The sequence below is a fragment of the Phenylobacterium immobile (ATCC 35973) genome (assembly GCF_001375595.1).
Taxonomy (GTDB): domain Bacteria; phylum Pseudomonadota; class Alphaproteobacteria; order Caulobacterales; family Caulobacteraceae; genus Phenylobacterium; species Phenylobacterium immobile.
This window is the reverse complement of sequence record NZ_CVJQ01000001.1, coordinates 809,379-828,552: the sequence shown is the minus strand read 5'-3', so window position 1 is coordinate 828,552 and position 19,174 is coordinate 809,379. Positions and strand designations below refer to the sequence as shown.

Genomic DNA, 19,174 nt, shown 5'->3' with positions numbered 1-19,174 from the left:
GTCAAGCCTCATGGCGGCCACGCCGCCCAGGATCGTCCGACAATTGGCCGGAACGCCGAAGGACATCATCCGCTCGGCCTAGCCGTCCACTCAGGCCATTGCAGCGCTCGTTGCGCGCCGCGACGTCGCATCCCCCTCACGGCGCCTGATATCGCGCCGGTTCCGGCGCCGTCAGCACCGCGCCGGCCCAGCGGCCGAGACGCACCTGTTCGCGAGCGCAGGCGATCAGGACGACCCGCGCCGCCTGGGCGGCCGGTGAGAGCTCGTCGTCGGACAGGCTGCACACGGAATTCACCCTTCTTGCTGCGCGATCCGAAATCTCATTCATCACAAAGCGATCCTCGGCGTCAGCGAACCGCGCCACGGCCGCGCCGGGCTGGACCGTCGCACCGAACCCTGAATCCACAGCGTCCATCAGCATGGCCAGCGAATCGATCTCAGCGGCGAGAACAGGCGCAAATCGGGCGCGCGCGAAGGCTGCGTCCAGGGCGCCGCGCAAGCCGTGGGCCTTGGTCGGCAGGATCAGCGGGAGGCCCTTCAGCTGGGCCAGCCGGATGCGGCCAGCCGCCGGCACCTCTTCGGTCAGATGGCGGCGCGCGCGGATCAGGAACAGGCGCTCCTCCAGAAGCGTAGTGACGCTCCAGCGCCGAGCGGGGTGGGTCTCGAACAGCATGGCGAGGTCGAGTTGACGCGCGTTCAGCATCTGCGACAGGTGACCCGACAGGCTTTCCGTCAGGTGAAGCCGCACGTCGGGATAACGCTCGCGCATGGCGGCGATCAGCGGCAGCCCAAGAACCGCAGCGGTGGTGGGTGCGAGTCCCACGCTGACCGTTCCGGTCAGCCGCGGCTCGCGCGCGGCGCGAACAGCCTGCTCGGCATGGCGCAACGTCAGTTGCGCTTCGGCGAAAAAGGCGAGGCCTGCCTCCGTGGGCGTTACGCCTTGCCAGGTCCGGCGGAGGAGCTTGGCGCAGAGTTCGGCCTCAAGGCGGGCCACCTGCTGGCTCAGCGCCGACTGCACCAGATTCAGATCCTGGGCCGCACGGCTGAAGCCGCCGAGCTCGACCACGCGGACGAAGTAGCGGAGTTGCCGCAGTTCCATGGTCGTACAGCTACTGAATATCGCGATGCAGGGCTACGATGGCGCTCTCAATCGAGCCACAACAAGACGTGGCGAACAATGAATGTGGCGTTGTGCGAAATCTAAGCCGCGCAAGCGGCGCTGCTGGCCGCCGGATTAAAGCCCGACCTCGCTCTTGTGCGCTTCGTTGCTCGGCGCTTCACCGGCCAGGTAGCGCTTGATATTGGCCAGGAACTGCGCGTCGCCGCGCGCGGTGTTGCCGTCGCCGGCGTTTGATGTGTGGGCGGTGACCCGCACCTTCGGATGATCCCAGAGCCAGCTGTCGGTCGGCAGGGGTTCAGTTTCGAAGACATCGAGCACCGCATGGGCGGGCTGGTCGCGATCGAGCGCGTCGCGCAGCGCGGTCTCGTCCACCACGCCGCCGCGGGCGATGTTGATCAGGATGGCGCCCGGCTTCATCGCGGCGAAGAACTCCGCGTTCGCCAGTTTGCGCGTCTCGTCGTTCAGGGCGCAGGCCAGCACCACCACATCCATCTGCGGCAGCAGGCTCCCAGCCTCGCTCAGGAGAATGGAGCGATCCGCCAGAGTGTCGGCGTCCGTGGCGCGACGCACGGCGGTCAGGTCGACGCCAAAAGGCTTGATCCGCTGGGCGATGAGGTGGCCGATCGCGCCGTAGCCGATCAGCATCCACCGCGTGGAGGCGATTTCGCGGAAGTTCACCCGCTCCCAGGCGTGCGCCCGCTGCTTGGCCGCCTGCTCGGCGATCGGATGCAGCAGGCTGAGCGCGTGGGACACGACATATTCGGCGATGGGCGGGGACTGGGCCACGCCCTTGGACAGCCGAACGCCCGCCGCCATCATGGTGGTGAACATCGGACGATCGAGGCCAGCGGCCGCCACCTGCGCCCACTTGACCGAGCCTGCCGAGATCAGGTCGGTCATCGCCGGCGCGAGGCCGGCGAACAGGGCGTCGACGCTCATCCAGGCGATCTCTGGGGACGCGGACTCGGCCGCAGTCGGGGCGCCGTCGATTTCCAGCAAGCCGCCTGGAGCCAAGGTGATGATCTGCGCGTCAGGCGCGATGGCGGCCACCTTGCCGCGCACGCGTTCAGCAGCGGCCTTGGTCATCAGGATTTGCATGTCGTCTTTCCACTCAGGCGTCAGCGCGCTGTCTGGGCCCTCAGACCCTATAAGCGCCGCAGTCGCAAGACGCCGAGCCGTGATCAGTTGTCAGGCCAGGTGGGATGCCCGCTTGGCGAGCGCGCCAAGAGCCGCTAAATAGCCGCCCTCGCGCTCGGCCAGCCTGGCGCAGACCAGCGTCCATCGGACACGCCGCTTTAGCTCAGCTGGTAGAGCACCTCATTCGTAATGAGGGGGTCACAGGTTCGAGTCCTGTAAGCGGCACCACCGATCGGGAAAGCGGCCGCGCTTCAATCGTTCATCGATGTGAGCGCCGCGCTATGGCAGCCTGACGATCGGCGCGACCTTGGGCAGTTCCTCGCAGGCCTCCATGGCGAAGATCGCGCGGCGGGCGTGGGCGTTCTGGGTGTTGAACAGGTCGATTAGGTCGTCAGGGACATCGAAGGCGCCGTCCTCGCCAAACACCACGCCAGCCTCGACCAGCTTCTCGCGCAAGGACTCCTTGGCCTTGTACTGCTCGGCCAGGGTCTCGATGAGGCGCAGGGCCGGCGCGCTCCGTGAGATCAGATGATACCGCTCGGGGATCAGCGCCGACTGGTCGGCCAGGATCGCCGCGACGCGACGGTCGGCGACGAAGGTCGTGTAGGCTTGTCTGTCGGTGACCGGCTTTTCGCTGAGGTCGACCAGGCGGCCGTCCGGGCGCTCCCACACGGCATGGGCCTGGGCCATCACATAGAGCCCCGGCCACAGCATCACGCGCCAGCCGCTGACGGCGCGGCCGCCCTCGGCGCTCACCGCGTCAGCGACCGTGCGCCAGGAGGCGGCCTGTGGGCCTCGCATCTCATGCTCGATCCGCTGAAAGCGGCCCACGCCGAAGGTCTTCTCGACCCGTTCGCGGTGCAGGTGGTTGAGCGGCAGGGATTCTAGAGGCGGAAGAAATTGCATCACGCCGGTACGCCGTTGTTGGGCGGCCTTGTCAAGTTTCCGCGGCTGTTCCGTCGCGTTCGGCGAACGCCAAGGCGACGGCCTGGCTCACCGTCTCCCCCAGTTCGTCGTGGAGCACGAAGTCGGCGTATTGATCGAGCTCCGTCGGGTCGCGATTGACGATCGCGACGCTCGCACCGTGTCGCTTGGCGTGCATCGGAAAGGCCGAGGCCGGATAGACCGTCAGCGAGGATCCCAGCACCAGGAACAGGTCGCAAGCCTTACTGTGCTCGGCGGCGCGCATCATCGGCTCGGGCGGCATGGGCTGGCCGAAGGAGATCGTGGCTGTCTTCACGATGCCGCCGCACTCGCGGCAACTCGGCAGGTCGCCGGTTAGCTCATACACGGACTTCAGGTCGGCCAACTCGTGGCGCAGTCCGCATTCGAGGCAGGTCGCGAAGCTGGCGTTGCCGTGCAGCTCGATCACCTGGTCTGCGGGAACCCCGGAGTCCTGGTGCAGATTATCGACGTTCTGAGTGATGACAGCGCTCGCGCGACCGCCGCGCACCAGGCGCGCGATCGCGTCGTGGCCGATGTTGGGTAAGCGCCCCGTCCAGCCGGCGCGGCCGGTGAAGGCGCGCTCCCAGGCCTCGCGGCGCTTGTCGATGTCGCTGATGAAGTCCTTGAAGTAGATGGGCTTCATCCGACTCCACACCCCGCCGGGGCTGCGGAAATCGGGAATGCCGGATTCGGTGGAAATCCCAGCGCCGGTAAAGACGACGATCCGGTTCGCGTCAGCGATCATCCGAGCGAGGGCTTGGCGCGACATGGCGCCCATACTGGCGAAATCACGCCGTCTGGCTAGCCAGTTTTGTCATGGAAATTTGGGAGAGAGGTGATCGGCCCGGCCGCCATGGTCGGGGGGGATGCCTGGGCGAACCGGGCCGATCAAGCCTGCCGACCTTGTCGACGATGGCTTGTCATTAAGAATGCGGCCGGCGGAATCCAGTTCCGCCTCACGCGCGAAAAAGATCGGCGGTTGGTGAAATCAGCCGATCGCGGCGATGACCGGCTGGAAGAGCCATGGCAGCAGGTAGCGGCTGACGCCCTGCAGGATAATGATGGCCACGATCGGGCTGAGGTCGATGCCGCCCAGCGGCGGAATGAAGCGCTGGAAGGGCGCCAGCACCGGCCGGGTGACAGCGTCGAGCACGCGCTGCACGTTGTAGACGAAGCGGTTGCGCAGATTGATCACATTGAATGCGACCAGCCACGACATAATCGCGTTGATGATGATCGCCCAGATCAGCAGGGTGAGGATCGTCGAGATGACGTAGTAGAGGAAGGAGCCCATGGGGCCCCTTCTAGCTGTCTTTGCCTTGGCGGTGAAGCGCGCGACGACGCGGCGACAACCGCCTTGACAGACCCCCGCTCAGTCGTCTTATTCCGCGCCTTCCTGGGGCCGTAGCTCAGTTGGTAGAGCGCCTCGTTCGCAATGAGGAGGTCAGGGGTTCGACTCCCCTCGGCTCCACCAATCCTTTTCGGATTGGTCGCACCCCAGGAATTCCAGATACCTTCACAGTCAATGCCGCCGCCGATGCGGCGCGGTTGCGAGGACGTGCGTGAAATCACCAAAGTCCGTCCCGGCGCTTGAGGATCTTGGCAGAGTGCGTCTCTCGCCGAACTTCTTCATGCGCGACTTCCTCTACAGCGAGATCGCCAACCTCTATGGGATGCCTAACATCCCGGATGATCCCGATCTCGCTATCGCCGCCGGCACGCGGCTTTGCGAGGAGTTGCTCGAGCCTCTGAACGCCACCTTCGGTCGGATCGCCATCCGCTCGGCCTACCGTTCGCCCAGCGTGAACGCCTTCGGCAACGCCAATCGCCTGAACTGTGCGAGCAACGAGGCCAACTACGGCGGCCATATCTGGGACCGGCGCGATGCGCAGGGTCGGATGGGCGCGACGGCGAGCATCGTCGTGCCCTGGTTCGCCGAGCGCTATGACGCGGGCGCGGACTGGCGGTCGCTGGCGTGGTGGATCCACGACCACCTCCCCTACTCGCGCCTTCTGTTCTTTCCCAAGCTGGCCGCGTTCAACATCAACTGGCGCGAGGTTCCGGCGCGAAGGATCGACAGCTACGTCGCCCCGCGCGGATGCCTGACCAAGCCGGGGATGCCGAACCACGAAGGTGGCCACGCCGAGCGCTACGCCGGGTTCCCCAGCCTTCGTCTGGCCTAGCCGGCCTTCACAGCGCCCGGAACATCACCAGGGCGTCCACCAGCCCTGCGGTCGGATGGTCGAAGGCGCGGGGCAAACGGCCGACGGTCTCGAAGCCGAGACTGCGCCATAACCGCACGGCGCGCTCATTGGTGATGACCACCAGGTTGAACTGCATGGCGAGGAAGCCCTGCACCTTGGCCTGAGCCATGGCATGCTGCGCCATGGTCCGGGCGACGCCGCGACCGGTGGCGTTCGCGGCGGTCATGAAGCCGGCGTTGCACACGTGGCCGCCGCCGCCGGCCTGATTGGCGCGAAGGTAATAGGTCCCGAGGATCTCGCCCTCGTGCTCAGCGACGAAGGTCTGTTTGTCCGCGCCGAACCAATAGGCCAAGGCCTCCGTTTCATTCATTCGCCGCTCGAGCGCATAGGTCTCCCCGCTGCCGATCACCGGCCCGATGATGGACCAGATCGCGGCGTGATCTTGCGGATTGGCCGTTCGGATGATCACGCTGAGCGCTTGCGGGTCGGCCGGAACGACAGCTTCTCGATCCGCCGTTCATCCATCTTGATCACCTCCACCTGATAGCGACCGATCTGGATGATCTCGCCTTGCCGCGGGAAGCGTTCGAAGCGGTGGAGAACCAGGCCCGCGGCGGTATGGAAGCCGCCCTCCTCAAACTGCTCCTCGAGCACGTCGGACAACTCCAGCCAATCCGCCGAGCCGTCCACCAGGAAGGAGCCGTCGGCCTGCGGCGCGATGCTGGCCGAGCCGCGGTCGTGGGCTTCGTTGAAGTCGCCGGCGATCATTTCGAGAAGGTCGGTAGGGGTGACCACGCCCTCCAGGCCGCCGAACTCATCGACGACGAAGGCCATGTGCACCCTGGAGCCCTGCAACTGGGCGAGGGCGCTCAGCATCGAGGTCGTCTCGGGGATGTAGATCGGCTCGCGCGCCAGGCTTCCCAGGTCCAGCGTCTGGCCAGCGAGCAAAGCGTCGGCGACATCCTTCTTGTGGACCACCCCCAGCGGACTGTCGAAGTCGTGGCCGCGGGCTAGGACCAGGCGTGAATAGGGACATGCGCGCAGCTCCTGCCGGATCGTCTCCTCCGGATCGTCCAGCGAGATCCAATAAACGTCGACCCGGGGCGTCATGGCCGCGCGCACGGCGCGGTCCCCCAGCCGCATCACCTCGTGCATCATCGCCCGCTCCTGCGGCTCGATGATGCCGGCGCCGGCGCCCTCCGCCAGGACGGTCTCGACCTCTTCCTGGGTGACGGCCGAACCGTCGCTGTCGCGCACCCTGAACAGCGCCAGCACGCCGGCCGTCGACAGCGTCAGCAGGCTGACGAACGGGTGCAGCGCCCTGGCCATCAGCGACAGTGGAGCGGCCACCAGGCTGGCGATCGGCTCGGGGTGAATCTGGGCCAGCCGCTTGGGCACCAGCTCCCCAAGGATCAACGAGAAGTAGGTCAGCAAGACCACGACGACCGCAGTGGAGATCTGCTCGGAATAGGCGCCGACGATGGGCGCCAGGACAGCGTTAGCCTCGATCATCTGGTCGAGTTCGCCCGCGATCGTCGCCTGGCCGTAGGCGCCGGCGAGAATGCCGATCAGGGTGATGCCGACCTGCACGGCCGACAGGAACCGGGTCGGATCTTCGGACAGGCGGAGGGCGATGGCCGCGCCGCGATCCCCGCGGTCGGCGTTGGCCTGCATCTTGGGCCGCCGCGCGGAAACGAGAGCCATCTCGGACATGGCGAAGAGACCGTTCAGGAGCACCAGGAAGAGCACCACGGTCGACGCGAAGAGCAGCATTTTGAGGAAGACGCCTAGCGAGGCCCGATCGGCCCCTCGGTAATGATCCTAACGTTTGGGGCGCGGCGGCGCCATGCCGGGCCGCATCAGCGGCGTCGAGGCCGCAGGATCGACGCCCGGCGCCGTCGTGCGCCAGCGACCCTGCGCATCATAATCGCCCATGACCGCGCCGGCGCGCCAACGGCCTTGGTCGTCCCAATAACCTGGCGCAGCGTTTGGCAGCCAAACGCCGGCTGGTCCCACCCGCCCGGCCGCCGCCCCGGCGACCCATCGGCCCTGCTCATCGTAACGACCCTGAACGGGCCCTGCGATCCAGCGACCGTCCTCGTATCGACCGGGCGCCCAGCCGTGCTCAGGCGCCCCCTTGCCGGTGGGACCCGCAAGAGCCGGACCGGCCAGGGCGGCCAGAACCGCCAGGATGAGGATGGTGCGCATCCTCACGGCAACCTTCGCCGTGGCGCTCAAGTTCCATTGACCTCAGGGGATCGAGGGTCAGGCCGCCCGCCTCCAGCACCCGGCGCAAGGGATCCAGTCCCGCTCCATAGCGCCGCCAGCGGCCGATGGATGAGGCGTAGAGCGGCTGGCGCACCTGGACGGAGCTGGCGGTCGCCACAGGCGCGGCGTTCTCATGGAAAGCGAGACAGGCCGGATCGAAGTCGAGGCCGCAGAAGTCCAAGAGCCTGCGCGTCTCACCCTCCTGGTCGGCGACGATGTCCTCGTAGGCCACCTCGGTGAAGCGATCGGCGGGCAGGGTCGCGCGCCAATGGGCGACCAGCCGATCGAACCCCAGGTAGTAGCGGCCAACATGCTCCAGATCGTAGCCGTAGGCGTAGTAGGAGAAGGCCGTGGCGAAGAGTTGTCGATAGTTGGCGAGGCAGGCGTCCATCGGGTCGCGCCGGAGACAGACGATGCGGGCGTCCGGCAAGGCGCGGTGGATCAGGCCGGCGTAGAAGACATTGAGCGGCATCTTGTCGACCAGGCGGCGCGCGTCGCCGCGCAAGGCCGCCAGACTCTCCACATAGGCCTCGCCGACCGAGGCGAGATCCAGCCGGCCTGCCGCGTCCAGAGTTTCCGGATCGAGCACCAGATTGGACGGCGTGTGGGCCGCGCGCTTGGCGATCAGGGCGAAATTGGTCAGTTCGCCGGCGCTGGCGGCCTGCGGGTGGCTTGAGATGATGCGATCGACGAGGGTCGTGCCGGTCCGCGGGAGGCCCACGACAAAGACCGGCAGATCCGAACTGGACCGTCTTCTCGCCGTCGCTGGCGCCGTCCGCGCCGCCGCCGCGAACAGGGCTTCGTCCCGCGCCGGATCATGGGCCGCTGCGTCGCGCTTGGCCGCCTTGGCGCGGACCAGCCAGCCGAGCGCCGCCTCCGGCTGACCTAGGTCCTCGAAGGTCTTGGCCAGGGCGTGGCCGATATGGAGGGCGCGGTCGGCGTCAGCCGAGGGCTGTGCGAACAGGGCCTCAAGCTTGGCGGCGTGGTTGGCGCCGGGCGTCTGCCGGCTGAGCGCCACCCGCGAGGACCAGGCGCGGTAGTGGCCGGGCTCCAGCGCCAGGCAGGCGGCATAGGCGGCCTCCGCGCCGGCGAAGTCGCCTGAGAACTGCCGCGACGCCGCCAGGTTGTAGAGGAAGGCCGCATTGTCCGGCCGAGCCTTGGCGGCCGCCTCGAAGAACGGTACGGCGCGAGCATGCAGGCCGGCGCGGCTGAAGACCACGCCGATAGTGTCCAACGTCAAGGGATCGCCTGGCGTGAGCGCGGCCGCACCCTCGGCCGCATCGATCGCCTCGGCCTGCTGATTGAGCGCGATCAGGGCGCGGCCAAGGTGGGCGAGCGTACGCGCATCGGCAGGATCGAGGGCGGCGGCGCGCCGCAGCAACTCCGCGGCGCGGTCGAAGCGGTCATGGTCGGCGGCGATCATGGCCAGGATGAACCAGGCCCTGGCGAGTCCCGCGTCCCTGTTAAGCAGGTCCAAGCAGAGTCGGTGGGCCGCTTGGTATGCGCCCTGCGCCAACAAGCGTTCGGCCTCTTTTAGGGCGTTCGGCACCGAATTATGCCCGTTCATGGCGGCGGCGTGTGCAAGAACAATGCAAGCATTGGCATTCCCTTAGGGCGTTTCCCCTCCAACCGTTGCCCCTCGGCGTCCGCGTCGTCGACTGTGACAGTTCGATATTGGAGGAGGATGTTCGCCAATGCGCCAGACCTTTTCGACGCGCCGCGCAGCGCTTCTCGGTTCCATCAGTATCCTCGCCCTCGCCGGAGGCGCCCGCGCCCAGGATGTCGACGAGTTGATCGTTACTGGCACGCGTCGCGAGGCGATCCTTCAGGAAGTGCCCTTGAATATCGCCGCTGTCGGCGCGGCTGAGTTGCAGCGGCGCGGCGCCGCCGACCTGGCGCAGATCGCCAACACCATCCCCGGCGTCCACCTGGTCGACGGCGGCGGGCGCACCTCCGACCGGATCATTGTCCGCGGCTTGAACGCCGACGCCCTGAACCAGACCGACAGCCTCGGCAATAACGCCGGCGGCCTAGTTTCGACCTATCTGGGCGATATCCCGATCTACATCGACCTCAAGCTCAACGACATGGAGCGGGTCGAATTCCTGCTGGGCCCGCAAGGCACCCTCTACGGCGAGGGCACGATGGCGGGGGCCATCCGCTACATCCCGACACGCCCGCAGTTCGGTCAGACCACAGTTTCGCTGCGCGGCGACGGCTACCAGTACGCCAAGGCCTCCTCGGTCAGCGGGGAATTTGGCGCGACGGTGAACCTGCCGCTCAGCGACACCTTCGCTCTGCGGGGCTCACTGGACTACACCGGCGACAGCGGCTTCATAGACTACAACTATGTGGTCAAGACGCCCGGCGTCTCCGACCCTGACATCATCGATCCCTCCGCGCCCGGCTACGACCTCAAACAAGTCACGGACGCCAATGGCGAGAGCACAGTCTCAGGGCGGCTAGGGCTACGCTGGAAGCCCTCCGATCGCTTCGACGCGAACCTGACATACTACTATCAGGACCAGCACTCAGAGGGCCGCACCATGAGCTCTGCCCGGGGCCTGATTCCCGTGGGCAAATACGTCTCGACGGCGCGATACGAGGAGCCCAACGACCGCAAGAACGAGCTCTTCGCCCTGGAGATGACCGCCGACCTCGGCTTCGCCGAGCTGACGTCCGCCACCGGCTATGCGCGCTTCCGCGAGACCGGCCAGCGTGACCAGACGAACCTCCTGATCACCCTGGAATATTCCTACGAGACCTTCCCGAGCTTCTCGGCGTTCACCCTGGAGGACCAGAACGACGAGACCATCACCCAGGAGGTGCGACTGGTCTCGAAGACAGAGGGGCCGCTCTCCTGGCTCGTGGGCGGGTTCGCCTCACGCTACAAGTCCAACAGCTACTCCAAGGAGTTCACCCCGCTGTTCGACCGTTACGTGGTTGATGTCTGGGGCGCCGGCGGCCAGTACCGGCCCGACAGCCTGGAGTATTATGCGGCCGGCAGCAGCAAGGTCGAGCAACTCTCCGGCTTCGGTGAGGCCACCTACCAGATCACGCCCGACTGGCAGGTCACCGGCGGCCTACGCTACTATTCCTACAAGCTGGTCACCAACACCGCGACCGACTTTCCGCTGCTCTATACCTCAATCCTGGGCGAGCGGGGGCCCGACGGCGTCGACCTTGCATTCGAGGAAGACGGGCAGAAAGACAGCGGCTTCCTCTACAAATTCAATACGTCCTACGCATTCACCCCCGACGCACTGGGCTACTTTACGCTGAGCCAGGGCTACCGCATCGGCGGCGGCAACGGCATCGCTGCCTGCCCCGACCCGATCGGCGACTTCCAGAACGTCTGCGCGTTGCCCGACGAGATCGATTATTCGCCGGACAAGACCACAAACTACGAGCTGGGGCTGAAGACCAGCTGGATGGGCGGGCGGCTCATCCTGAACGGCAATGTCTACTACATCAAATGGTCGAAGCCCCAGCTGCTGTCGGCCACGGTGAACGGCGCCTCGCCGATCACCAAGAATGGCGAGGGCGCCGAGACGAAGGGCTTCGAAGGCTCGTTCACCGGCCGTATCGCCCAGGGCCTGACGCTGCGCGGGACGTACGCCTACACTGACGCCAAACTGACCGCCGACGCCCCAGGCATCGTCTCGACGATCGCCGATCCATCGGAAGGCGCGGGCTTCGGCACGATCCAGGTCCCCGGCCTGAAAGGTGACCGCCTGCCCGGCCACGCCCGCCACCAGGCGAGCTTAGGAGTCACCTATGAAACGCCCGTCCGTGACGACCTGATGCTGCGGTTCAACTACGACGTCTCGGGCCTCTCGAAGATCTTTTCGCGCATCGGCAACCGCGGCGGCGCCCTCACCCTGCCTGGCTATTCGGTGTCGGACGCCTCGGTGACCCTCAGCGACACCTCCGGCGTCTGGGATGTGACGCTCTACGCCAAGAACCTGTTCGGCAAGTTCGCCGAGACGGCGGTGGCCGGCACGCCGCGCTACAACCAGACCGTTAGCGACGACGACGGCGGCACGGTTTACGTGCGCACCTTCTACACCTTCCCCATTGCGCCACGCGTTATTGGGATCCGGTTCAACCGCCAGTTCGGCTTCTAGGGCCCTACTCGCTGGTCATCCCGTCGAAGTGCTCTTCGGCCTCGTCGGCCTTGGTGGGATGAACGACGTCGTGGCGATGCTCGGGCGGGCCATAGAGGGTGTAGAGCTTCAGCGGTTCTGAGCCGGTGTTGATGACATTGTGCAGGGCGCCGGCCGGAACGATGACGGCGTCATCGTCCTTGATCGGCGTAGCCACGCCATCGATCCGCACTTCGCCGGAGCCGGATTCGATGCGGAAGAACTGGTCGTGGGTCTCGTGCGTCTCCGCGCCAATCTCCTCGCCTGGCTGCAGCGTCATAAGCACCAGTTGCAGGTGCTTGCCGGTGTAAAGCACACGACGGAAGTCGGTGTTCTCCGTCGTCAGTGTTTCAATATCGTCGATGAAGCCCTTCATGGCGCTCTCCTGGCTCTGTGGCGGCGCTTGGCAAATGGGCGTTCCTCACCCTTCATTCCAGGTCCCGGCGCCACATCCTCGCCCCGCTCAGCGGCTAGGCTCGCCGCCGTGTCGATCCTCCCGCGCACCTTCGCCGCCGCCGCCTTCACGACGGGCGTCACGCTGTGGCTCTCGCAAGTGGGCGAGGCGCGCGCCGAACCCGTGCCGGACGCCATCCGCGCCATGATCGTCGCCGCCGCGCGAAGTGACGATCCCACCGTCTTCGCCGCGGTGATCGCCGTGGCCAAGCAGGCGGCGCCCAGCAGCGCCGAGGAGATCGAGGCTCTATCGCGCGAGGTCCCGAAGGACGTGGCCGCCATCGTCCGCGCCGAAGCCGGCGACCTGACGACGGCGCCGGATATCATCTTGGTGGCGCCCCTGCCCTCGAAACGCTCGCCCTGGAAAGGCGCCGCCGAATTGGGCGGCAGCCGCGCCACCGGCGACACCGACACCCTGGGCGTCTACGGCTCACTCGGGCTGACGCGCACCGGGCCCACCTGGACCCACCGCATCAACGGCCGCTTCGACTATCAGGACACCAACGGCGTGCGCAGCGTCGAGCGCTACGGCGCGGGCTACGAGCCGCAGGTGCGGCTGAACGAGCGACTCTACAGCTTCGGCGTGGCGCAGTACGAACACGACCGCTTTCTCGGCTATCAGGATCGCGTGACGGTGGGCGTGGGCTTCGGCGTCAATCCGGTCGACCGCCCCGATTTCAAGCTCTCGCTGGATGCCGGTCCCGCCTTCCGCCGCACCGACTACATCGCTCAGAACCGGCAATCGACCATCGCCGGGCGCGGCAGCCTGAACGCCCGCTGGTTGCCGTCCGAACGGATCACCGTCAGCCAGGACGGGGCGGTCTACCTCGAGACCGGCCAGACCACCGCCAAGTCGACCACCGCGGTCGAGACCCTGCTGTTCGGTCCGCTGAAGGCGCGGTTTTCCTACAATCTTCAGTTCGAGCGCGACCGGCGCCTCAGCCGCGAGAACCTGAACACCACGACCCGGGCCTCGCTCCTCTACAGCTTCTGACCTGTTCAGTTCGGCCGGTCAGCCCGGATCGCCGCGGGGTTCACGGCCTGGCGCTCGCCATCCAGCGTCGGGGCGATCGGTTCAGGCTGGGCTGAGCCCGACCCACCGGCGCCATGCGACCAGCCCTTGATGAAGACGCTGAGGACGATGAAGCCGGCGCCGATGCCGACGCCCCACCATCCCAGCTGATTGAAGACCTTCACCGAACTGGCCAGGGCCGCGCCCGGGTCGAGCACCTGGCCGCCCACGGTGTGGGCGCCCGCCATGCCGGCGATGATGCCGCCGAGATATTGCGCGACCGACGACGACAGGAACCAGACCGCCATCATGAAGGAGACGACCTTCGGGATGGAGAGCTTGGTCACCTCCGACAGGCCCACCGGCGACAGGAAAAGCTCGCCCGTGGTGTGCAACAGATAGAGCAGCGCCAGGAAGATCATCGGCAGGCGGAACTGTTCATCGGCGAAGGCCGCGCCCCAGACCACCACCAGAAAGCCCAAGCCGACCTGGATCAGGCCCAGGCCGAACTTCAGGGTCGGGTTCGGGTCGCGCTTGCGCGCCGCCAGCCAGGCCCACATGGCGGCGAATACGGGCGCCAGCAGCAGGATATAGCCGGCGTTAAACGCCTGAGTTTGGGCGGCGCTGACGCCCACCAGGGCGACGTTGCGCGCCGCGAAGAGGTTCAGAGACGTGCCGGCCTGTTCGAACAGGGTGAAGAAGACCACCGCGCCCAGGATTAGGACGACCGCCAGCATCATCCTCTGGCGCTCGACCCAGGTCTTGCACGCGACCGCAATGACCCAGCCGATGTAGAGGAACGAGGCGATGGTCGACAGGATCAGGGCGCCGCCCACCAGGTCATTGCGCTGGACCAGCTGCCAGACGGGGATCGCCCCCAGGACGCCACCCAGGTAGATCAGGTGCTCGCGGCTCAAGGGTCCGAAGACCTTAGCCTTCAGGCGCTCCGGATTCGGCGGCTCACCCTTGCCCTCCAGGTGCTTCTTGCCGAGCACGAAGACCAGGAGCCCGGCCAGCATGCCGACGCCGGCCAGACCGAAGCCCGCCCACCAGCCGAAGCTGACACCCAGTAGGCCGCAGAGCACAGAGGCCCAGAAGGCGCCGAGGTTGATGCCATAGTAATAGAGAGTGAATCCGGCGTCGCGACGGGGATCGTCCTCGGCGTAGAGCTGGCCGACGATCGTTGAGATGTTTGGCTTGAGGAAACCCACCCCCATGATGATCAGCGACACCGCGGCGTAGAAGGCGGCCTTGCCGAAAGGATCGGCGCGGCTTTCCATCTTGTAGGCGCCTTCCGGCAGGTCGGCGGGCAGCGGGGCGGCGGCCGGCAGGCCTTCCACCTTTAGGCCGGTTTCCGACGCGGTGAAGGCGTAGGGCTTGCCCTCGACCATCAGGTGGACCTGGCGGGTCTCCATGCGGCCCTCGGCGACCACAGGATAGGACTGGCCGGCGTAGGTCAGGGTCTGTTGCGCGGGGCTGCCTTCCAAAGCCATGGTCAGGTGGCCGGCGACCAGCAGTAGCGCGCCGTAAGCCACAGCCTTACGCGTGCCCAGCCAGCGGTCGGCGATCAGGCCGCCCAGCAGCGGCAACAGGTACACCAGCGAGGTGTAGGAGCCGTACTGCAGGTTCGCCTTCTCATCGTCGAACAGCAGGTGCTGGGTCAGGTAGAAGATCAGGATGCTGCGCATCCCATAGTAGGAAAACCGCTCCCACATCTCGGCGAAGAACAGGATGATCAACCCGCGCGGATGCTTCTTCAGCAGCTGCAGCAGCACCGGTATGCCGGTGACCAGCGTGATCAACACGCCGATGATCAGGACGATGTTCATACCTAGGGTCCCACGCGCCGTCCGCCGGCGGAATATGGCGGCGACAAAACCATGCGCCGCCGCAACGGACAAGCCGGCGGCTTGAACCCTAGTAGGCGAAGTCCTTGTAGGCGCGGCTGATGTCTCCGTTCCAGTCGCCGTGATAGAGCGCCAAGGCGCGGTCGGCCCCGGTCAGGCCGCTGTCAGCGATGGCGCGCAGCGACTCCAGGTGGACGGTTTCGTCAGCGCCGGCGGCGGAGAGACGAGCCCGCGCCTTCAAGCCCCCCGCGGCGATTTCGACCATATCCTTGGCGACGTCCTGAACCGTACGGCCGCCGATCCGAGCCTTGAGACCCAGGCGGGTCACGTCCGCGCGCAGGCGCTCGTGGTCCTCGATCGCCCAGTCCTTGCAGAGGTCCCAGGCCGCCGCCAGGGCCGCGCTATCATAGAGGATACCGGTCCAGAGCGCCGAGAGCCCGACGATCTGCTCGAAGGAGCCCACATCCGCGCCGCGCATCTCGAGGTATTTCTTGAGGCGCACTTCGGGGAAGATCGTGGTGACGTGGTCGGCCCAGTCCTTAATGGAGGCGCGCGCGTCGCCGATCTCGGGCAAGCCGCCCGCCATAAAGTCGCGGAACGAGCGGCCGGCGACGTCGATGTAGGCGTCCCCGCGCTTCACGAAGTACATCGGCACGTCGAGCGCATATCGGGCGTAGGTCTCGAACCCGAAGCCGTCGGCGAAGACGAAGCCCAGCATGCCGGTGCGGTCGTTGTCGGTGTCGGTCCAGACATTGGCCCGGCTGGACAGAAAGCCTGAGGGCTTGCCCTCGATGAAAGGCGAATTGGCGAACAGCGCCGTGGCGATCGGCTGCAGGGCGAGACTGGTGCGGAACTTGGCGATCATGTCGGCTTCGTTGGCGAAGTCGAGGTTGGACTGCACCGTGCAGGTGCGGAACATCATGTCGAGGCCCATCGAGCCCACCTTCGGCATGTAGGCGCGCATGATCTTGTAGCGGCCCTTGGGCATCACCGGGATCTCGGCGCGGGTCCATTCGGGCGTGAAGCCCAGGCCCATGAAGCCCAGACCCAGTTCGCCAGCGACGGTCTTGGCCTCATCGAGATGGACCTGCGTCTCCTCGGCGATCTCGTGCATGGTTTCGTGCGGCGCGCCGGACAGCTCGAATTGGCCGCCCGGCTCAAGGCTGATGTTGGCCATGTTGCGCTCGAGGCCAATGACCGTCTCGCCCTCCATGACGGGCGCCCAGCCGAAGCGCATCATGCCGTCGAGCAAAGCCTTGATGCCGTTGGGCTCATAGGGGACGGGCTTGTGACCCTCGACCTGGAAGACGAACTTCTCGTGTTCAGCGCCGACCCGCCACTGGTCGGCAGGCTTGCCGCCGCTTTCAAACCACGAGACCAGGTTTTCGAACGTCAAGGGACGCTCGTCGGAGACGACGTCGGCCATAGATGGAAACTCCCCAAACCCCAAACGCGCCGTACCCAGGCAAGCGGGCGTGTCTACGCCCAAATCAGATGGGCGCAAATGCTGCAAGCTCAAGGCGCGCGCCAGTCGCCCGCCGTCGCCTGCCACAGGGTCATTGCGCTGATCGCTGCGGTGTCAGCCCGGAGGATGCGCGGGCCGAGGGAGACCGGGCTGGCGAAGGCCTGGGCGCGCAGGGTCTCGCGCTCTGTCGGCGAAAAGCCGCCCTCTGGTCCAATGAAGATCGACCAGGCGCCGGATGCGCCCGCAAGCACCGGGATCGCGGGTGGCGAATCGCCGGCCTCGTCGCAGAACATCAAGCGGCGGTGCTCCGGCCAGGCTCGGATCAAGGCGTCCAGCTTCACCGGGGCGACGACGTCTGGTGCGTCCAGGCGGCCGGTCTGTTCGGCGGCCTCTACGGCGATCGCCTGAAGTCGATCGACCCGGGCATGGTCGGCGTTGGTGCGCTCGGTGACCAGAAGCCTGACCCGTCGCGCGCCCAGTTCCGCCGCCTTTTCAACGATGGTCTCCAGCCGCGCACGCTTGACCAGGGCGACGACGAGGTCGAGATCCGGCCCAGTCGTCTGTTCTCGCAGTCGCTGCACAGCGCGCAAGCGAACCTGCCGCTTGCCGACCGCCTCGACACGGCAAAGCCACTCGCCGTCGCGGCCGTTGAAACAAGCGATCTCGTCACCCGCCGTCTGGCGCATCACCGCAGCAAGGTAGCGGCTTTGGCCCTCGTCAAGGTCCAGGCCGACCTCGGCGGAAAGATCGGCGGAGAGATAGAGACGGATCATGCCCTTCTTCTAACCCATCTCCAAGCCGCCTCGAAGTCGGAGCGAAGCCGGGTTTTTTGTATCAATCGGTTTCAGTCGATTTCTTTCCTTTTCGGCATTTTCGGGATGATTCCGGCGTTCGGTGCGCTCATTCTGCGATTATTCGGATATTTTTGGTCCATTTTTCGAGAAAATCGGTCCGTTTTGCGACAATTTTGAAATCTCCCAGGTTTGACGAAAGCAGCCGTTGCGGCCCATCTCGGACGCCAGGGCGCACGAAGAGACGCCCGTCAACGCCACGGGGAGACCTCCACGATGAAGACCATGACGCCGCTCTCCACTCTGATCGCCGCCACCTTGCTCGCCGCCGCAGCGCCATCGAGCGGTGCGGCCCAGGACCAGCATCGCACCGCCAAGGAAATCCAGCGCGACCGCCAGCATCTGTCCAACGCCGACCGCCCTGCCCGCGCGCGCACCGGCGAGGCCGAACCCGCAGCCGCGCACGAGGGCCAGCCCCGCCCGCGCACCGCCGCCGACCATTGGCGCGCCCGCCAGCACCTGCCCAAGCCGCAGGAGGACTCCAACTAGGCCAACGATCGGCCTGAAAGCCGTTGCCCGACCGCGGTCGCCGGGCGTTATCCTCAGCTATGAGCAACCACCCTGACGCGACGGCGGACTATGACGCCGAACTGATCGCCCTGCAGACTGCGCTGGTCCGCTACCAACAGCGGGCCATCGAGGCCGGCGACAAGGTGCTGGTGATCTTCGAGGGGCGCGATACGGCCGGTAAGGACGGGGTGATCAAGCGTATCACTGAGCACCTGTCGGTGCGAAACACGCGCGTGGTCGCCCTGCCCAAGCCCGACGAGCGCGAGCGCAGCGAGTGGTATTTCCAACGCTACGTGGCCCATCTGCCGGCGGCGGGCGAACTCGTGCTGTTCAATCGCTCCTGGTACAATCGCGCCGGGGTCGAGCTGGTGATGGGCTTCTGCACCCTAGAAGAGCACGAGGCCTTTCTCCGCCAGGTCGCACCCTTCGAGGCGATGCTGACCCAGAGTGGGATCAAACTGGTCAAGTTCTGGCTCGACATCTCCCGCGACGAACAGGCCGCGCGACTGAAGGACCGGCGGACGGATCCCCTGAAGGCTCTCAAGGTCAGCCCGCTTGACGCCGTCGCCGAGACCAAGTGGAGCGCCTACAGCGCCGCCCGCGACGAGATGCTGAGGCGCACCGACAATGGGACGACGCCCTGGATGATCGTTCACACCGACAAAAAGAAGGATGCCAGGGTCGCGGTGATGCGCCACCTGCTCCGCATGCTCGACCCCGAGGCTGACACCGCGCCGCCGGATCCGGAGGTTCTGAGCGCTTTCGACGTCAGCGCCCTCAGCGACGGACGACTCGAACCATGACAGCAGCGTTCGCGCTCAAGGCCTCGCTGACCGATCCCCTTCCGGAACACCTCGACCTGTCGGCGGTGAAGACCATGTACGGCGGCAAAGCCGTGGCGAACGGCGATGCGGTCTTCATCTTCGCCAGCGAGTCCTCAGGTGGGCATGGGCTTGCCGCGCGAGGCATTGTCGCGGCCGCAACCGCGACGCCCCGGCGACCGGGAACTGAACGCCAGACACCGCGTGTCGACCTGACGATACGCCTCACCGCCATGGCGCGGCGACCGCTGGGCCGCGCCGCGCTAAAGACCTTCTCGGACTGGGATGATGGGCGCCCGCAGACTGAACTGAACTTCAAGTTCTACCGGCAGGCGACCAACAAACTGGCCGGTCTGTCGACCGGCGCCGTACAATTCCTGGATGACTTCTTCTAGC

The 19,174-nt window shown here is 66.3% G+C and carries 19 protein-coding genes and 2 tRNA genes; 8 read left to right on the top strand and 13 right to left on the bottom strand.

The genetic code is table 11. The features are described from left to right. Positions 1–136: 136 nt before the first annotated feature. Positions 137–1,099, bottom strand: coding sequence for a LysR family transcriptional regulator (locus tag BN1313_RS04155; RefSeq protein ID WP_091736872.1), 963 nt, complete (start codon positions 1,097–1,099; stop codon positions 137–139). Positions 1,100–1,234: 135 nt separating this feature from the next. Beyond that, the gene (locus tag BN1313_RS04150; protein WP_091736870.1) at positions 1,235–2,218 is read right to left on the bottom strand and encodes an NAD(P)-dependent oxidoreductase; all 984 of its coding nucleotides are present in this window, start codon (positions 2,216–2,218) and stop codon (positions 1,235–1,237) included. A 191-nt stretch (positions 2,219–2,409) separates the two neighbouring features. On the opposite strand from BN1313_RS04150, the gene BN1313_RS04145 reads away from it, so the two are divergent. Continuing rightward, a tRNA-Thr gene (locus tag BN1313_RS04145) sits at positions 2,410–2,485 on the top strand. A gap of 51 nt (positions 2,486–2,536) precedes the next feature. On the opposite strand, the gene BN1313_RS04140 is transcribed toward BN1313_RS04145, so the two are convergent. From BN1313_RS04140 to BN1313_RS04130, 3 genes are all read right to left on the bottom strand, one after another. Next, entirely contained in the window at positions 2,537–3,163 is a 627-nt protein-coding gene (locus BN1313_RS04140) for a hypothetical protein (RefSeq protein ID WP_091736869.1), read from the bottom strand. Positions 3,164–3,194: 31 nt separating this feature from the next. Next, positions 3,195–3,971, bottom strand: a complete 777-nt coding sequence (locus tag BN1313_RS04135; protein ID WP_091742292.1) for an SIR2 family NAD-dependent protein deacylase — start codon at positions 3,969–3,971, stop codon at positions 3,195–3,197. A 219-nt stretch (positions 3,972–4,190) separates the two neighbouring features. Then, complete coding sequence (locus BN1313_RS04130; RefSeq protein WP_091736868.1) at positions 4,191–4,496, bottom strand: YggT family protein; 306 nt, start codon at positions 4,494–4,496, stop codon at positions 4,191–4,193. Positions 4,497–4,600: 104 nt separating this feature from the next. Between BN1313_RS04130 and BN1313_RS04125 the strand changes: the two genes are divergently transcribed. Then, a tRNA-Ala gene (locus BN1313_RS04125) sits at positions 4,601–4,676 on the top strand. An 88-nt stretch (positions 4,677–4,764) separates the two neighbouring features. Continuing rightward, a complete protein-coding gene (locus tag BN1313_RS04120; protein WP_091736867.1) occupies positions 4,765–5,385 on the top strand; it encodes a hypothetical protein in 621 nt (206 codons plus the stop codon). Between the two features lie 7 nt (positions 5,386–5,392). Here BN1313_RS04120 and BN1313_RS04115 read toward each other — a convergent pair whose 3' ends face one another. From BN1313_RS04115 to BN1313_RS04100, 4 genes are read right to left on the bottom strand one after another with little or no spacing between them, the layout of a single operon-like run. Then, the gene (locus tag BN1313_RS04115) at positions 5,393–5,875 is read right to left on the bottom strand and encodes a GNAT family N-acetyltransferase (RefSeq protein ID WP_091736866.1); all 483 of its coding nucleotides are present in this window, start codon (positions 5,873–5,875) and stop codon (positions 5,393–5,395) included. Then, positions 5,872–7,179 carry a hemolysin family protein gene (locus tag BN1313_RS04110; protein WP_176695881.1) on the bottom strand — a complete coding sequence of 436 codons (1,308 nt, stop codon included), beginning with the start codon at positions 7,177–7,179 and terminating at the stop codon, positions 5,872–5,874. Before BN1313_RS04110 ends, BN1313_RS04115 begins: the two co-directional genes overlap by 4 nt. Positions 7,180–7,227: 48 nt before the next feature. Further along, a complete protein-coding gene (locus BN1313_RS04105) occupies positions 7,228–7,614 on the bottom strand; it encodes a hypothetical protein (protein WP_091736865.1) in 387 nt (128 codons plus the stop codon). Beyond that, complete coding sequence (locus BN1313_RS04100) at positions 7,532–9,151, bottom strand: tetratricopeptide repeat-containing sulfotransferase family protein (protein ID WP_176695880.1); 1,620 nt, start codon at positions 9,149–9,151, stop codon at positions 7,532–7,534. The genes BN1313_RS04105 and BN1313_RS04100 overlap by 83 nt, the downstream gene beginning before the upstream one ends. A gap of 217 nt (positions 9,152–9,368) precedes the next feature. Between BN1313_RS04100 and BN1313_RS04095 the strand changes: the two genes are divergently transcribed. Beyond that, positions 9,369–11,801: a TonB-dependent receptor gene (locus BN1313_RS04095; protein WP_091736863.1), complete on the top strand. Its 2,433-nt coding sequence runs from the start codon at positions 9,369–9,371 to the stop codon at positions 11,799–11,801. Positions 11,802–11,805: 4 nt separating this feature from the next. Here the strand turns inward: BN1313_RS04095 and BN1313_RS04090 are convergent, their stop codons facing one another. Then, on the bottom strand, positions 11,806–12,195 hold the full coding sequence (locus BN1313_RS04090; protein WP_091736862.1) for a cupin domain-containing protein: 390 nt from the start codon (positions 12,193–12,195) through the stop codon (positions 11,806–11,808). 108 nt (positions 12,196–12,303) lie between these two features. Between BN1313_RS04090 and BN1313_RS04085 the strand changes: the two genes are divergently transcribed. After that, positions 12,304–13,266: a DUF481 domain-containing protein gene (locus tag BN1313_RS04085; protein ID WP_091736861.1), complete on the top strand. Its 963-nt coding sequence runs from the start codon at positions 12,304–12,306 to the stop codon at positions 13,264–13,266. 5 nt (positions 13,267–13,271) lie between these two features. Here the strand turns inward: BN1313_RS04085 and BN1313_RS04080 are convergent, their stop codons facing one another. The 3 genes from BN1313_RS04080 to BN1313_RS04070 form a co-directional block, all read right to left on the bottom strand. Continuing rightward, positions 13,272–15,113, bottom strand: a complete 1,842-nt coding sequence (locus tag BN1313_RS04080) for a peptide MFS transporter (RefSeq protein WP_091736860.1) — start codon at positions 15,111–15,113, stop codon at positions 13,272–13,274. Between the two features lie 88 nt (positions 15,114–15,201). Beyond that, complete coding sequence (locus BN1313_RS04075) at positions 15,202–16,557, bottom strand: glutamate--cysteine ligase (protein WP_091736857.1); 1,356 nt, start codon at positions 16,555–16,557, stop codon at positions 15,202–15,204. A gap of 89 nt (positions 16,558–16,646) precedes the next feature. Beyond that, positions 16,647–17,369, bottom strand: coding sequence for a 16S rRNA (uracil(1498)-N(3))-methyltransferase (locus BN1313_RS04070; RefSeq protein WP_091736853.1), 723 nt, complete (start codon positions 17,367–17,369; stop codon positions 16,647–16,649). A 294-nt stretch (positions 17,370–17,663) separates the two neighbouring features. On the opposite strand from BN1313_RS04070, the gene BN1313_RS04065 reads away from it, so the two are divergent. The 3 genes from BN1313_RS04065 to BN1313_RS04055 are packed head-to-tail and all read left to right on the top strand — an operon-like array spanning position 17,664 to position 19,173. Next, the gene (locus BN1313_RS04065) at positions 17,664–17,936 is read left to right on the top strand and encodes a hypothetical protein (RefSeq protein WP_091736849.1); all 273 of its coding nucleotides are present in this window, start codon (positions 17,664–17,666) and stop codon (positions 17,934–17,936) included. A gap of 59 nt (positions 17,937–17,995) precedes the next feature. Continuing rightward, positions 17,996–18,760, top strand: a complete 765-nt coding sequence (gene ppk2 / locus BN1313_RS04060) for a polyphosphate kinase 2 (protein WP_091736846.1) — start codon at positions 17,996–17,998, stop codon at positions 18,758–18,760. Continuing rightward, positions 18,757–19,173: a hypothetical protein gene (locus tag BN1313_RS04055; RefSeq protein WP_091736843.1), complete on the top strand. Its 417-nt coding sequence runs from the start codon at positions 18,757–18,759 to the stop codon at positions 19,171–19,173. Before ppk2 ends, BN1313_RS04055 begins: the two co-directional genes overlap by 4 nt. The last annotated feature ends 1 nt before the right edge of the window (position 19,174 follow it).

Excerpts from the sequence above, each read along its gene's own strand:
- BN1313_RS04155 (WP_091736872.1), bottom strand. The coding sequence starts at position 1,099 with ATGGAACTGCGGCAACTCCGCTACTTCGTCCGCGTGGTCGAGCTCGGC.
- BN1313_RS04130 (WP_091736868.1), bottom strand. The coding sequence starts at position 4,496 with ATGGGCTCCTTCCTCTACTACGTCATCTCGACGATCCTCACCCTGCTG.
- BN1313_RS04150 (WP_091736870.1), bottom strand. The coding sequence starts at position 2,218 with ATGCAAATCCTGATGACCAAGGCCGCTGCTGAACGCGTGCGCGGCAAG.
- BN1313_RS04110 (WP_176695881.1), bottom strand. The coding sequence starts at position 7,179 with ATGCTGCTCTTCGCGTCGACCGTGGTGCTCTTCCTGGTGCTCCTGAAC.
- BN1313_RS04090 (WP_091736862.1), bottom strand. The coding sequence starts at position 12,195 with ATGAAGGGCTTCATCGACGATATTGAAACACTGACGACGGAGAACACC.
- BN1313_RS04140 (WP_091736869.1), bottom strand. The coding sequence starts at position 3,163 with ATGCAATTTCTTCCGCCTCTAGAATCCCTGCCGCTCAACCACCTGCAC.
- BN1313_RS04075 (WP_091736857.1), bottom strand. The coding sequence starts at position 16,557 with ATGGCCGACGTCGTCTCCGACGAGCGTCCCTTGACGTTCGAAAACCTG.
- BN1313_RS04080 (WP_091736860.1), bottom strand. The coding sequence starts at position 15,113 with ATGAACATCGTCCTGATCATCGGCGTGTTGATCACGCTGGTCACCGGC.
- BN1313_RS04070 (WP_091736853.1), bottom strand. The coding sequence starts at position 17,369 with ATGATCCGTCTCTATCTCTCCGCCGATCTTTCCGCCGAGGTCGGCCTG.
- BN1313_RS04095 (WP_091736863.1), top strand. The coding sequence starts at position 9,369 with ATGCGCCAGACCTTTTCGACGCGCCGCGCAGCGCTTCTCGGTTCCATC.
- BN1313_RS04105 (WP_091736865.1), bottom strand. The coding sequence starts at position 7,614 with ATGCGCACCATCCTCATCCTGGCGGTTCTGGCCGCCCTGGCCGGTCCG.
- BN1313_RS04055 (WP_091736843.1), top strand. The coding sequence starts at position 18,757 with ATGACAGCAGCGTTCGCGCTCAAGGCCTCGCTGACCGATCCCCTTCCG.
- ppk2 (WP_091736846.1), top strand. The coding sequence starts at position 17,996 with ATGAGCAACCACCCTGACGCGACGGCGGACTATGACGCCGAACTGATC.
- BN1313_RS04065 (WP_091736849.1), top strand. The coding sequence starts at position 17,664 with ATGAAGACCATGACGCCGCTCTCCACTCTGATCGCCGCCACCTTGCTC.
- BN1313_RS04135 (WP_091742292.1), bottom strand. The coding sequence starts at position 3,971 with ATGTCGCGCCAAGCCCTCGCTCGGATGATCGCTGACGCGAACCGGATC.